Source organism: Alcanivorax sp. S6407, from assembly GCF_023016115.1.
Taxonomy (GTDB): Bacteria; Pseudomonadota; Gammaproteobacteria; order Pseudomonadales; family Alcanivoracaceae; genus Alcanivorax.
This window is the reverse complement of record NZ_JALKBH010000002.1, coordinates 288,331-302,053: the sequence shown is the minus strand read 5'-3', so window position 1 is coordinate 302,053 and position 13,723 is coordinate 288,331. Positions and strand designations below refer to the sequence as shown.

Genomic DNA, 13,723 nt, shown 5'->3' with positions numbered 1-13,723 from the left:
TGATTCAAAAGCGGCCCGAAGGCCGCATACAAAAGCTTAAAGCAAATCGTTGATATCGATGGCCGGTGCGGACTTGGCGGCGTCATCCCAGAAGGTGCCAATACCACCAATCGGGGTCCGTTTACCGGTGTTTTCGGTCCATTCACGGTCGGAAATACCCTGGACAATGAAGCCTGCAATGGCATCCAGCATGGCATAATCCGGGTCCAGGTTCTTGCCGTTGGCAGCGTAATCACGGATCGCCTTGCGCAGGCGAGCATCATCGCCCTTGCTGAAAGCGCTCATGGCGTACAGGGCGCTACCCAAGCGGATGCCGCTGTCGAAACCGGCCTTGGCGGAAGCTTCCAGTTCTGCCCAGGCGTCGGAATTCGGCGGAGCCAGCATTGGCAGCAGGTTCCAGACGGCTGCACGCACGCCGCGAGGAACGCCCCACCACTTGGCGTTATCCAGGCACTTCATGTTGCGCTCAACCTTGGCGGCGATGTCGCGGGGAACGCCTACGGCACCATCAGAGCTGCCGTCGTTGAGCAGCGACTGAACACCAGAGATGTTACCCACCAGCCAGACCAGCTCATCGAAATCGCTTTTTAGCTTGGGACATTCGCCTTCTTCTTGCTCGCCGTAGGCTTCAATCATGTACTTGTAGGCGGTGTACTGGCGCTCGGCTGCGACCGCTGCCCAGCGTTTCTGCTCGATACGGGCGTCCTGGGCTTCATTGACACGACCGTCTTTCACAGAGCGCATGTAGCGGAGCTCCGCGTCCAGCGAGATCTGCTCGGCACAAGTGGCGGCGGTGGTGAAGACCATCGCGCCCAGCTTTTCGGGGTGAGAACCAACGCGCTCGAAGGACATCAGCAGCGGGGTTTGGGCTTCGCCGGTGACGCAAGCCATACGCACGTCGCTGTAGGTCATCATGTAGGGCAGCATTTCGGACCGGCCGAAGCTGATCAGGACGTCGCCGGTGGACTTGTAGATCACACCACAACCCTGCAAGGCGAGGATGGCGCCACCAATCAAGCCAAGGCGGGCATGTCCCAGCAGGTTTTTAACGGAGAGAGAACGCATTCGGTAGCTCCTTGTTATTGTTCTCAAATTGCGCGGTCAAAGGTACGAAAGTCCGGGAATTGGCACAAGCGGCAATTACAAAAAAGCCTGCAAGCAATTACAAACCACAAATTTGCTATATGATGTGTCAACGCTATGTTAAACCCTCTCCCACCCATGGATAGTAAGACTTTATTATGAGTGATAGCTCTGGCATCAAGGACATGAAGGCCTGGCTGGAAGGTGAACGCAGTGGCCTTTCCCTGGCATTGAACACAGCCCGGGGAGGAGCCCGGATTGCTGAAACACTGGGTGTTCTCGGTCGTCAGGGGCTGGGTTGGTTATTGGGCAATCGCCCGCCAGTACCGGCTTTGCTGCGCACGACTTTTGAATCATTGGGAACAACGTACATCAAGCTTGGGCAATTTATCGCCAGCTCGCCATCCATTTTTCCAGAAGAATATGTGGAAGAATTTCAGCGTTGTCTGGACCGAACCCCCCCACTACCTTTTCATTACATCCGCGAAACGATAGAGCAGGAACTGGGGCAATCCCTTGAGCAGCTTTACCAGTTTGTGGATCCAAAGCCATTGGCAAGTGCGTCCATTGCGCAGGTACATTCTGCCAAGCTGAAAAATGGCCAGGACGTGGTGATCAAGGTTCAGCGCCCGGGTGTGCGGAATGTTTTGCTGACCGATTTCAATTTTTTATACTTGGCAGCGCGGATTACCGAACGGCTGGCACCGGGTTTGTCCAAATCGGCTATTTCCGGTGTGATCGAAGAACTGCAGGCCGGCATGCTGGAAGAGTGCGACTTCATTAAGGAGGCCGGCAATCTCAAGGCGTTTAATGCTTTCCTGAGAGATACAGGCAATACCAGTGCCATTGCGCCAGAGCCGGTGATGTCTCACACCACGGGCAAGGTGCTCACCATGGAGCGCTTCTTTGGTGTGCCGCTCACGGACATGAATGTCCTGAAAAAGTATACCGATGACCCGGCGCAGACCTTGATATCGGCGTTGAACACCTGGTTCTCCAGCTTGATGCTGTGCGACTTCTTCCATGCGGATGTGCATGCTGGCAATTTGATGTTATTGGAAGATGGTCGGGTCGGGTTTATCGATTTCGGTATTGTGGGCCGGATTCGCCGTGAAGCCTGGGATGGGATGGCCAAATTTTTCGATGCCATCGGTCGTGGCGACATCCGCCAGATGGCAGAAGCCATGGCGATAATAGGTATGACCCGGGACGAAGTGGATGTAGATGCGCTGACCCGTGATATCGAGAGCCTGCAGGGTGCGCTTGGGCAGGTCGATCCTTCTGCCTTGATCCAGGCTGACCGCAACGACAAGGAAGTGAATCGCCTGTTGATGGATCTGGTCAAAATTGGTGAAGGTCACGGCATTCGTTTTCCTCGCGAATTTGCGCTGTTGCTCAAGCAGTTCCTGTACTTTGATCGCTATGTGCAGGTGCTGGCCCCGGAAATGGATATGTTCAGTGATAATCGGCTGGACATGTTCGGCGGTGCAGATGAGCTGCCGGGCGGGTTACTGCACTAATAGCTACGAGCTACAAAAAAACCGCACCCTTTGGGTGCGGTTTTTTTATTTGGGCCTTGATGCGAGTGACGAGTAACGAGTTTCGAAAATCAAGAGATGGCGTTGTCAGCCTGGTGTTACTGCTTTTTGCTCTTCGAAACTCGAAACTCGAAACTCGAAACTCGTGGCTATCATTCCACCGGATTCGCACATTCCCCTCGTGACGGCTCCAGCTTGCAGCGAATCTTGCGTTGCAGGGTCAGCATGTCGGCATCGTAATAGCCCTTGGTTCGCAAGGTGAGTCTGGCTTCCTGCATCAGTACTTCGTATTCCTGTTTGTCGCCGTCTGGGATCTCGATAAACCAGTGCTGGGGTACCTTTGCGGCTTCCTGGTCGAGCCTTTCCTTGATCAGGTGGTAGCTGTTGAAGAACTCTTCCCTCACCAGCTGAGCGACTTCATTGGGGAACTTGTCCTTGCGACCGATCAGCTGCATGGAGATCTGGGCGAGGGGGTAGTTGATGATGCCGCCATCCGGTTGCAGCCCCTTGTAGAGCTCCAGCACTTCATAGGCCACCAGCGGGGCTGGCAATACATCGACCACGCCGTTGTTGAATTTATTGGGGGCAGAGAGGATGTCGGATGCTACCGGGGTGGCACCGATTTGCGACACCATTTCCGCCTGGGTCGGATCGTAGTCGAGCACGGCCACACGCTTGCCAGAGGCATTGGCGAGGGTGTTGATCGCTTTGTCGTTCACGAAAACGTAGGCGCCGCCAGCGGGGGCGATGCCGAGAATAACGTATTCACCGCTGACCATCTTGTCTGCTGACTTCGGATTGGCCAGCACCTGCAACAAGATCCTCATGTGTTCATCCGTGGGCAGGCCGCCGATGGCATCAATGGTGCCGGTATAACGGTTGAACAAGCGACCGCGCAAACCGGTCATTAATGCCGCATCGCAAATTCCGGCTTTCAGGTCTTCGGCGACCACCGCCTCATTGGTGTAGGCCTCTATCTCGAGATCCACACCGTATTCCAGCAGGCGAGTGCGTTGATCTTCGGCGGCCTTGTAAATAGGGCCGACCCGCCCAGCCACATCCCAAATGCAGATGCGTCGTTTCAGTGGCTCTCCGGGAGTGAAGCCGGCGACTTTCTGCATGGCGTCAATGCGTTCATCCAGGCTGCGACTCTGGTCGTAGGCAATGGCGCGCAGTGTTTCGGCCAGTGCTGGAGTGAGTTTTACGCCAGGCGCAAAGCGTTCCAGCTCGGCTTGTTGTGCAGGGGTGAGGTTGAGACTGTTTTGTGCATGGGCCAGTAGAGTGCTGGCCGACAGGATAATGGCAGTAAGAAGCGGCAAAACGCGCACGGGTGACTCCGGTCTTTTATTGTTAGTGGTGTCATTGTGAACCGCGTAGCCGGGGAGTCTCTGGCTCCGTTGCCATGACGCTTGGCGTCATGGCCAATTTCCTGTTCGGATCTACTCGGATTTCTGGCTGCACTCAGGTCGCAACGGGTCCTGGCTGCAGCGGATACGCTTCATGATGGAGAGCATGGTGCCATCATAATAGCCGGCTTCGCGTAATTTGAGACGTGCAGCACGCATCATGCTGTCATATTCCCTCTGGTTGTCTGTAGAGACTTCAATCCACCAGTGCTGAGGGATCTTTCCTGCCTCTTTTTCCAGGGCTACCTGGATGGAGCTGAAACTGTCGGCGGCAATTTCCCGAATCAGTGACGCAATCGGGGGCGGGAAGCGGTCAGTATGCGCGATCAGCTGTGCGGTCAGTTGCACAATAGGGTAATCCACAATGCCGCCGTCCGGTGCCATGCCTTTGTAAAGCTCAAGTACCTGATAGGCAATCAGCGGGGCGGGCAGGATATTCACGGTGCCGTTATTGAAAAGGTTTGGGGCGGTGGCCAGATTGGTAGAGACCGGGGCAGCGCCAATATGGGTAACCAGTTTGGATTGGCCGGGGTCAAAATCAAGCACGGCCACTTTTTTGCCGGCAGCCTGGGCCAGTGAATTCATGCGCTTGTCATCCACAAACAAGTAGGCGGCACCCGCTGGAGCAACAGCCAGCGTTTGGTACTTGTTACTCACCATGTACTTGTCCAGATTGGGATGGGCAAGGGTGCGCAGCAACGTTTTCATGTGGCCCAGATCGGGAAGCGCTCCAATGGCATCAATGGTGCCAGTGAACCGGTTAAACTGCCGGGCACGAAAGCCACTCATCAAGGCGGCATCGCAATGGCCGTTTTTCAGTGAGGCGACCAGAACACCTTCGTTGGTAAACGCTTCCAGGGAAACATCAATATCGTAGCGCAGCAGATCCAGTCGCAGATTGGTGGCGCCGTTGAAGATCGGCCCGGACTGGCCGGACAGATCCCACAGACAGATATGGCGCTTGAAGGTCTGGCCCTCTTTCAGTCCCATTTCCTGACGGGCTGCTTGCAGCTTTTTCTGCTGGTCGGCGGTCAGTTCAAGGGCCCAGCTCTGGGCCGCAAGCAGAACAAGGAAAATAGTGGTAAGTAGTGTCTTTGGCGAAACCATAGATGGTCCTTCACGTGCATGTGGTTCGCTTATAGCATTCCAAATTGCCCGGTTGTTTTATTCCTTGTATGACAATTGTACGCTGCGCCTTGCCGGCGCAGCGTGATCTGCAGGACGATCAGCCGCCCGACTGGCTACATTCGGCTCTGGCGGGGTCGAACTTGCAGCGAATCTTGCGCTGCAGGGCCAGCATGTCAGCACTGTAATAGCCGCGGTCTCGCAGGGCGGTGCGCGCTTCCTGCATCATTACCTCGTATTCCTGCTTGTCCTTGTCAGGAATGGGGATCATCCATTTGGCGGGCACCCGATTGGTTTCCTGGTCCAGCTTTGCGATTACCTGCGGGTAGGACTCAAAGGAGGCTTCACGGATCAGCTGTGCCACTTCATTGGGGAACTTGTCGAGTCGTCCAATCAGCTGCATGGTCAGCTGGGTGAGAGGAAAGTCGACAATGCCGCCATCGGGTGCCATGCCTTTGTAGAGTTCCAGCACTTCATAGGCAATCAACGGTGCCGGCAGGATATCGATCTGGCCATTATTGAACTTGTTGGGCGCAGAGACGATATCGGTGCTTACCGGGGTGGCGCCGATGGCAGCGACCATCTCTGCCTGGGTCTCGTCGTAATCGAGCACGGCGACACGATGCCCCGCAGCCTTGGCCAGCGAACTGATGCTGCGGTCGTTTACAAAGATGTGCGCTGCTCCGGCGGGATAGACACCCATCACCACATAATCGCCCTGCACCATGTTGCCGGCTTGCCTGGGGTGGGCCATGACTTGCAGCAGAGTCTGCATGTGTTTCTGGTCGGGAATGGCGCCGATGGCATCCACGCTGCCGGAGTAGAGGTTGAACTGGCGAGCACGCAGGCCGCTCATCAGGGCGGCATCACAGCGCCCGGCCTTGAACTCTTCCACCATCACCGTCTCGCTGGTGTAGGGCTCCATTTGCAGGTCGATGCCGTACTCCGTGGCCAGGGCCTTCTGCTCCATGGCGGCATTGAAAACCGGGCCGCTTCTGCCGCCGATATCCCAGATGCAGATGGTGCGGGTAAACGTCGACCCTTTTGGCATCTGGTCGAAGCCCACCAGCTTGCTGATTGCCTGCAGGCGATCGCGAACCGGCATTTCCCGCGTATAGAAGACGTCCGCCATCTGCTCCATGGTGCGCTCTGACAGGGGAGTGTCAGGTACCAGTTCCTGCAGTTGTTCCTTCTGGGCATCGGTGAGATTGGCGGCGCTGACTGCAGAGCAGAACAGGGCGGTGGCAAGGGCGGCTATCCGGCGCTTTTGCATGTGTGTCTCCGTACGCGGGCTTTATTTTTATTAAGCATCCATGTCTAAAGAAGTAGCACGCTACTCGAACCCGGTGCAGGGCTCCAGCGCAGGGAGTGACGGCGTTTGGGCAAGCGGGGCGAAAAGATGTCAGGGAATATGAAAGGAATGCCATATGCCTGACGCCTGATGCTGGAGGCTAAATTCAAAAGAATAGAGGCGGAGATGCCTTGCCGGCATTTCCGCCCTACGAGGGGAGCAGTTGAAAGTTCAAAGTTTAAACGCGGGGCTCAGGTTGTGCTGTCTTAAATGCCTGCACTCCGCGTTCCTGCCCTTGGCGCGGGCACTGCCTTCAAACCAGATGGTCCTTCACCGCGCTTTTCAACTTTCAACTTTGAACTTTCAACTCGTCTTCCCACGAGCCGCCAGCCCCGCAGCGGATGCAGGGCTGGCGTGTTGCGTGCAGCATGATGCGTGTGGCGTCACTTCGGCTGCGCGTCGATGGACTGGCCGTTGACGTCCTTGCTGGCCGGGCCAAGCAGGTACAGATAGGGTGCCATGATGTCCGTCGGAGTCTTGATGGTCATCGGGTCTTCACCAGGGTAGGCGAGGGCGCGCATGTCGGTGCGGGTGCCGCCGGGGTTGATGGTGTTGACGCGAATGTTGCTGGTGCTTTCCAGCTCTTCGGCCAGTACCTGTGCGAGGTTTTCGGTGGCGGCTTTGGAAACGGCGTAGGCTCCCCAAAAGGCGCGACCTTTGCGGCCCACACTGGAAGAAGTAAACAGCAGGCGTGCATCGTCGCTGGCGCGCAGCAGTGGCAACATGGCCTGGGTCAGGTAAAAGGCGCTGTTGACGTTCACTTGCATCACCGATTCCCAAGTGCCAGTGCCGTAACGGTCCATGGGTGTGATGTCACCGAGAATGGAGGCGTTGTGGAGAATGCCATCCAGACGACCAAACTCCTTTTCAAACAGGCTGGCCAGCTCCAGATAGTCTTCAGGGCGAGCGACCGCCAGATTCACCGGTGCCAGTGCCGGCTCCGGACCGCCCGCCGCCTTGATTTCGTCGTAGACCCGCTCCAGTTTCTCTTGGGTGCGCCCCAGCAGAATCACGGTGGCGCCGTGGGCGGCCAGGGTCAGGGCGGCGGTGCGACCGATGCCGGCACCGGCACCGGTGACCAGAATGATACGGTCCTTGAAAGCGTCTTCAGGACAGGCGTAGTTGAGAGCGTCGTTTTGAAAATCCGTCATGGTGAATCCTGCAATAACATTATCGTCCCACCGGATTCGTAGGGCGGAAATCGGCATGAGCCGATCTTCGCCATCTCGGTGGGGGATCATGGCGGAGATGGGCGTTCGCCCATTTCCGCCCTACGGTTAGCCGCGCAGTTTTTGCAGCAGCGGCAACAAGTCTGAGCCTTGTTCCAGATAGTAGGTGGCCTGCCAGCCATGCGGGTCATCATCCGCATCAATATAGCCAAAGGCGGCCACGGCAGTGGCCATGCCGGCATTGTGGCCCGCCTGGATATCGCGCAGGTGATCGCCCACGTACAGGCAGTTTGCCGGAGTGACTTGGTCGGCGTTGGCGGCAATGAGCAGACCTTCCGGGTCTGGCTTGCGTTGTTTTACGTCGTCAGGGCAGAGCACTGGGCCAACCCTTTCATGTAGTCCCAGACCTTCAAGCACCTTGTGGGTGAAGCGCGAGGGTTTGTTGGTGACGATACCCCAGGGAATCCGGTTGGCATCCATCCAGTCCAGTGATTCCGCCATACCGGGGAACAACACCGTGTCCACCGCCAGGTGTTGTTCGTAGGCATCAAGCAGTTCTTCCAGGAAGGCTGGAAACGTCAGGTCGTCCGGCCCGGTGCCGAAGCCCAACTCGGTGAGAGCTCGTGCGCCGTTGGATACATTGGCCCGCACTGCCGAATAGGTCACTTCCGGGCGGCCGTGCTTTTTCAGCAGGGTGTTGAGCACCGTATAAAAGTCTGGTGCAGTGTCGATCAGGGTGCCGTCGAGATCGAAGTAAACGGCTTCAAGGCGTTCCATAGGGTTCTCTGTTCTTTGATCATTGGTTCTGACGGTGAAGAGATGCTTACGGTGAAGACCTGAAAGCAGGCGCGAGTTTCGAGTAACGAGTTGCGAAAGGCAAAACCGGCTTTGATCTACGAAACTCGAAACTTTTCTTTTCCTGTAGGAGCGCCGCTTGAGGCGCGAAGGCGTTTCCGCAATCTCGCCTCGCCCGGTTCGCGCCTCAAGCGGCGCTCCTACAGGGAGGTTTTAATCCCCCTTGCGGGCGTACATCAGGTAGTTCACCGACACATCCCGGTTCAGCTTGTACACCTGAGTCAGCGGGTTATAGACCATGCCGGTGGTGTCCTTCACGTCCAGTGCTGCGTCGCGGGCCCAGCCGGCCAGCTCCGAGGGCTTGATCAGCTTGGCGTATTCGTGGGTGCCACGGGGCAGCAGGCGCAGTACGTATTCCGCACCGACGATGGCAAACATGAAGGCCTTCGGGTTGCGGTTGATGGTGCTGAAGAATACATGGCCGCCGGGTTTCACCAGGGTGGCGCAGGCGCGGATCACAGAAGACGGATCCGGCACGTGCTCCAGCATTTCCAGGCAGGTCACCACGTCATACTGACCCGCCCGTTGTTCGGCAATCTTCTCCGCCGGGGTCTGCAGGTATTCCACTTCCACGCCCGCCTGTTCGGCATGAATGCGTGCTACCGCCAGCGGCGCTTCGCCCATGTCGATGCCGGTCACTTCGGCACCGCGGCGGGCCATGCCTTCGGACAGCAGGCCGCCGCCGCAGCCGATATCGATGACTTTCTTGCCCGGCAGGCTGACGCGCTCATCAATATAGTTGAGGCGAAGCGGGTTGATGTCGTGCAGCGGACGGAACTGGGAGTTCGGATCCCACCACTGTTCTGCCAGGGCGTTGAACTTGGCAATTTCTCCGGCATCTACGTTGGGTACGCTGTTTTGTGTGTCAGTCACGGTTGTCGGCTCCGGCAATCGTTTGTTGCCACTGCTGGGCATTCTTCAGAATCAGGGCTTCGTTCAGGGTGGTCAGCTTGCGGCTGTCCATCAGGCAGCGACCGGCCACCCAGCTGTGGGTCACCTGGTCCCGGGTGGCGGCATAGATCAGCTGCGCTACCGGGTCATAGACCGGCTGAGTCTCCAGTCGGTTCAGGTCCACCGCTACCATATCGGCCTGCTTGCCAATTTCCAGTGAACCAATCTCGTCGTCACGCCCCAGTGCTTTGGCGCCGTTGAGAGTGGCCATCTTCAGTACCTGGGCAGCGGGCAGGGCGTCGGCCTGCAGGCTGACGCCCTTGGCCAGGAAGGCAGCGGTGCGGGCTTCGCCGATCATGTCCAGATCATTGTTGCTGGCGGCACCATCGGTGCCCAGTGCCACGTTGACGCCGGCCTTGCGCAGTTTCTCTACCGGTGCGAAGCCACTGGCCAGTTTCAGGTTGGACTCAGGGCAATGGACCACATGGGTGCCGGTCTCGGCCACAAATTCGATTTCTTCATCGGTGAGCTGGGTCATGTGCACGGCCAGCAGACGCGGTGACAGCAGGCCCAGTTCACGGAGGCGGGTGAGGGGGCGTTCACCGGTGTTGCCCACGGCCATCTGGATTTCGCCGGCAGTTTCATGGACATGCATCATCACCGGCGAGTCCAGCTCCTCGGCCAGGGTCAGCACCTTCTGCAGCGGCTCATCGGAGACCGTGTAGGGCGCGTGGGGGCCAAAACCGATCTGGATGCGCGGGTCGTTGCGCCATTCGTCCATGGCGTCGGTGGCCAGACGGATATAGTCGTCCGGACCGGAACCCATGGGGGTGGGGAAGTCCAGCAGCGGGCAGAACAGGGTGGCACGCAGGCCAGCTTCCACGGTGGCCTTGGCGGCGCTGGAGGGGAAGAAGTACATGTCCGCAAAGGTGGTGGTGCCGGAGCGGATCATCTCGGCGGCGGCCAGTCGTGTCCCTTCGTAGACAAACTGCTCGCTGACAAACTGCCCCTCGGCGGGCCAGATATGCTTTTCCAGCCAGGTCATCAGCGGCAGGTCATCGGCAATGCCGCGCAGCAGGTTCATGGCCGCGTGGGTGTGAGCGTTGACCAACCCGGGGATCAGCAGGTGGTCGCCCAGCCGGGTGACTTCGCTGGCCTGCCATTTTTCGTCGGCGAGGGCGCTGGGCAGCAGGTCGGCAATGCGTCCGTCCTTCACAACCAGGGCATGATTTTCCAGTACCGCGTCGTCGGCGGACACGGTGGCAATCCAGCGGGCGTGGACAATCAGGTCGGCCTGATGGTCGCTCATGCATAACTCCTTGATCGGACAGGGGGCCAGAATGGCGGCAGTATAGCCGTTTGAGCAGCGTCTTGCTCCTCTGCAATGGTCTCATTTCCAGTGTTCGCGCCCTCCCGCTCCTGTGCTATCATCCGGTGCTTTTCCGGGCTTCTTCATTGTTGCCGCCCGGAACCATGGAGTCAGCCTGAGTCCCGCCAGAGGGGCTGTTGGGGATAATAAGGATCACTATGTCGGATCTCGCCAGAGAAGTTACCCCGGTAAACATTGAAGACGAGCTCAAGCAGTCGTACCTGGATTACGCCATGAGCGTGATCGTCGGTCGTGCACTGCCTGACGTGCGCGACGGCCTCAAGCCGGTGCACCGCCGCGTGTTGTTCGCCATGCATGAGCTGAACAACGACTGGAACAAGCCCTATAAAAAGTCCGCCCGTGTGGTCGGTGACGTGATCGGTAAGTATCACCCCCATGGTGACTCCGCCGTGTACGACACCATCGTACGGATGGCGCAGCCTTTTTCCCTGCGCTATATGCTGGTGGATGGCCAGGGGAACTTTGGTTCCATCGATGGTGACTCCGCCGCGGCCATGCGATACACCGAAGTGCGCATGTCCAAGATCGCCCACGAGCTGCTGGCGGATCTGGACAAGGAAACCGTGGATTTCGTCGACAACTACGACGGCACGGAAAAGATTCCCGATGTGATGCCCACCCGGGTGCCCAACCTGCTGGTGAACGGTTCTTCCGGTATCGCCGTGGGGATGGCCACCAACATTCCGCCCCACAACCTGGGCGAGGTAGTGGATGGCTGTCTGGCGCTGATCGATGACGACAGCCTCACTCCGGACGACCTGATGCAGTACATCAAGGGCCCGGATTTCCCCACTGCGGGTATTATCAACGGCCGTGCCGGGATCGTGCAGGCCTACCGCACCGGTCGTGGCCGCGTTTACATGCGCGCCCGTGCCGAGATCGAGGCCACCGACAAGAGCGGCAAAGAAGCCATCATCGTCACCGAGATTCCCTATCAGGTGAACAAGGCGCGGCTGATCGAGAAGATCGCCGAGCTGGTGAAAGAGAAGAAGATCGAAGGCATCACCGAACTGCGCGACGAGTCCGACAAGGACGGCATGCGTATCGTGATCGAGCTGCGCAAGGGCGAGAACGCGGAAGTGGTGCTGAACAACCTGTATCAGCAGACCCAGATGGAGTCTGTGTTCGGCATCAACACCGTGGCACTGGTGGATGGCCAGCCCAAGACCCTGAACCTGCGTGAACTGCTGGATGCCTTTATCCGTCACCGCCGTGAAGTGGTGACTCGCCGTACCGTGTTCGAACTGCGCAAGGCCCGTGAAAAGGCCCACCTGCTGGAAGGCCTGGCGGTGGCGCTGAGCAACATCGATCCGGTGATCGAGCTGATCAAGAGCTCCCCCAGTGGTGCGGAAGCAAAAGAAAAGCTGCTGGCCAAGGGCTGGGCGCCGGGTGATGTGCTGCAGATGCTGGAGCGCGCCGGTGGCGAAAACGCCGCCCGTCCAGATGGTCTCGACGAGCAGTACGGTCTGCGTGACAACCTTTACTACCTGAGCCCGGAACAGGCCCAGGCGATCCTGGATCTGCGTCTGCAGAAGCTGACCGGTCTGGAGCGCGAGAAGCTGATCAACGACTACCAGGAACTGTTGGAAGTCATCGCCGAGCTGATGCTGATTCTGGCTGACCCGCAGCGTCTGATGCAGGTGATCCGTGACGAGCTGGTAGCCGTTCGCGAAGAATACGGCGACGAGCGTCGCTCCGAGATCGTGGCGTCGCGCCTGGATCTCAGCATGGAAGACCTGATCGCTGAAGAAACCGTGGTGGTGACCCTGTCCAACGGTGGTTACGCCAAGATGCAGCCCATCGATACCTACCGCGCCCAGAAGCGTGGCGGTCGCGGCAAGTCCGCTGGGCAGCTGAAAGACGAAGATTATGTGGAGCACCTGCTGGTAGCAGGCACCCACGATACCCTGTTGCTGTTTACCGATGCCGGCAAGGTGTTCTGGTTACGGACCTTCGAGCTGCCGCAAGGTGGCCGGGCGTCCCGTGGCAAGCCCATCGTCAATCTGCTGCCGGCACTGGGCGCAGAGGAAAGGATTACTGCCATCCTGCGACTCGACGCAGAGATGGTGCGTCAGCAGAAAGCCGACAGCGAAGAAGACGAAGAGACCACCATTGACGCGGAAGACGCGGTCGATGATGCCGCAGACGGTGATGACGATGGCATCGTGGCCGATACCGTGCCAGGTCCGTTCATCTTCATGGCCACCTCCAGCGGTGTGGTCAAGCGTACCCAGCTGGCCAACTTTGCCCGTCCGCGCAGCTCCGGCCTGATCGCCGTGAAATTGCAGGAAGGCGAGCATCTGGTGAACGTGGCCATCACCCAGGGCCACGAAGACGTGATGCTGGTGGCGCGCAACGGCAAGGCGGTGCGTTTCCATCAGTCCAAGGTCCGCGTCATGAGCCGTCTGGCCCGTGGTGTACGTGGTATCAAACTGGCCGACGGCGTCGACGTGATCTCCCTGATCGTGCCGGAAGAAGACGGCCAGATCCTGACCGCCTCCGAGAACGGCTATGGCAAGCGCACCCCGCTCACCGAATACCCCACCAAGGGCCGTGGTGGCCAGGGCGTGATCGCCATGGTGATCAACGAGCGTAACGGTGAACTGGTCGGTGCCACCCAGGTGTTTGGCGGCGAGGACATCATGCTGATCTCCAACCAGGGCACCCTGGTGCGTACCGGTGTGGACCAGATCAGCACCTCCGGCCGTAACACCCAGGGCGTGCGCCTGATTCGCCTCGGCGAGGAAGAAAAGCTCTGCGGCCTGGCCACCATTCCGGAACTGGAAGGGGCTGAGGAAGAAGACGAGCTGGAAGGTGAAGAGGGTGAGGTGATTGAAGGGGAAGCTTCCCCGGAAGCACCAGAGTCTGACGCCAGCGACGACGCAGAAGAGTAATATCGTAGAAGCGAGTGACGA

General features: G+C 58.4%; 10 protein-coding genes. 2 read left to right on the top strand and 8 right to left on the bottom strand.

The annotated features are described in order from the left end of the window. Positions 1–36 precede the first annotated feature (36 nt). Complete coding sequence (locus MWU49_RS04535) at positions 37–1,065, bottom strand: hypothetical protein (RefSeq protein ID WP_246968728.1); 1,029 nt, start codon at positions 1,063–1,065, stop codon at positions 37–39. A gap of 203 nt (positions 1,066–1,268) precedes the next feature. Here MWU49_RS04535 and MWU49_RS04530 point away from each other — a divergent pair, with 203 nt between their 5' ends. Beyond that, positions 1,269–2,603 (top strand): AarF/UbiB family protein, encoded by a 1,335-nt coding sequence (locus MWU49_RS04530; RefSeq protein WP_348646697.1) that lies wholly within the window; start codon positions 1,269–1,271, stop codon positions 2,601–2,603. 170 nt (positions 2,604–2,773) lie between these two features. On the opposite strand, the gene MWU49_RS04525 is transcribed toward MWU49_RS04530, so the two are convergent. The 7 genes from MWU49_RS04525 to MWU49_RS04495 form a co-directional block, all read right to left on the bottom strand. Next, entirely contained in the window at positions 2,774–3,949 is a 1,176-nt protein-coding gene (locus MWU49_RS04525; RefSeq protein WP_246968722.1) for a putative solute-binding protein, read from the bottom strand. A gap of 111 nt (positions 3,950–4,060) precedes the next feature. Continuing rightward, the gene (locus MWU49_RS04520) at positions 4,061–5,134 is read right to left on the bottom strand and encodes a putative solute-binding protein (protein WP_246968719.1); all 1,074 of its coding nucleotides are present in this window, start codon (positions 5,132–5,134) and stop codon (positions 4,061–4,063) included. 118 nt (positions 5,135–5,252) lie between these two features. After that, on the bottom strand, positions 5,253–6,425 hold the full coding sequence (locus MWU49_RS04515; protein ID WP_246968716.1) for a putative solute-binding protein: 1,173 nt from the start codon (positions 6,423–6,425) through the stop codon (positions 5,253–5,255). Between the two features lie 461 nt (positions 6,426–6,886). After that, positions 6,887–7,654: a YciK family oxidoreductase gene (locus MWU49_RS04510; protein ID WP_246968712.1), complete on the bottom strand. Its 768-nt coding sequence runs from the start codon at positions 7,652–7,654 to the stop codon at positions 6,887–6,889. Between the two features lie 126 nt (positions 7,655–7,780). Beyond that, entirely contained in the window at positions 7,781–8,449 is a 669-nt protein-coding gene (locus MWU49_RS04505) for an HAD-IA family hydrolase (protein WP_035233801.1), read from the bottom strand. A gap of 231 nt (positions 8,450–8,680) precedes the next feature. Then, positions 8,681–9,442, bottom strand: coding sequence for a bifunctional 2-polyprenyl-6-hydroxyphenol methylase/3-demethylubiquinol 3-O-methyltransferase UbiG (ubiG, locus tag MWU49_RS04500; protein WP_246968708.1), 762 nt, complete (start codon positions 9,440–9,442; stop codon positions 8,681–8,683). Next, positions 9,393–10,727 (bottom strand): TRZ/ATZ family hydrolase, encoded by a 1,335-nt coding sequence (locus MWU49_RS04495; RefSeq protein WP_246968706.1) that lies wholly within the window; start codon positions 10,725–10,727, stop codon positions 9,393–9,395. Before MWU49_RS04495 ends, ubiG begins: the two co-directional genes overlap by 50 nt. A 218-nt stretch (positions 10,728–10,945) precedes the next feature. On the opposite strand from MWU49_RS04495, the gene gyrA reads away from it, so the two are divergent. Then, complete coding sequence (gene gyrA / locus MWU49_RS04490; protein WP_246968703.1) at positions 10,946–13,702, top strand: DNA gyrase subunit A; 2,757 nt, start codon at positions 10,946–10,948, stop codon at positions 13,700–13,702. Positions 13,703–13,723 lie beyond the last annotated feature (21 nt).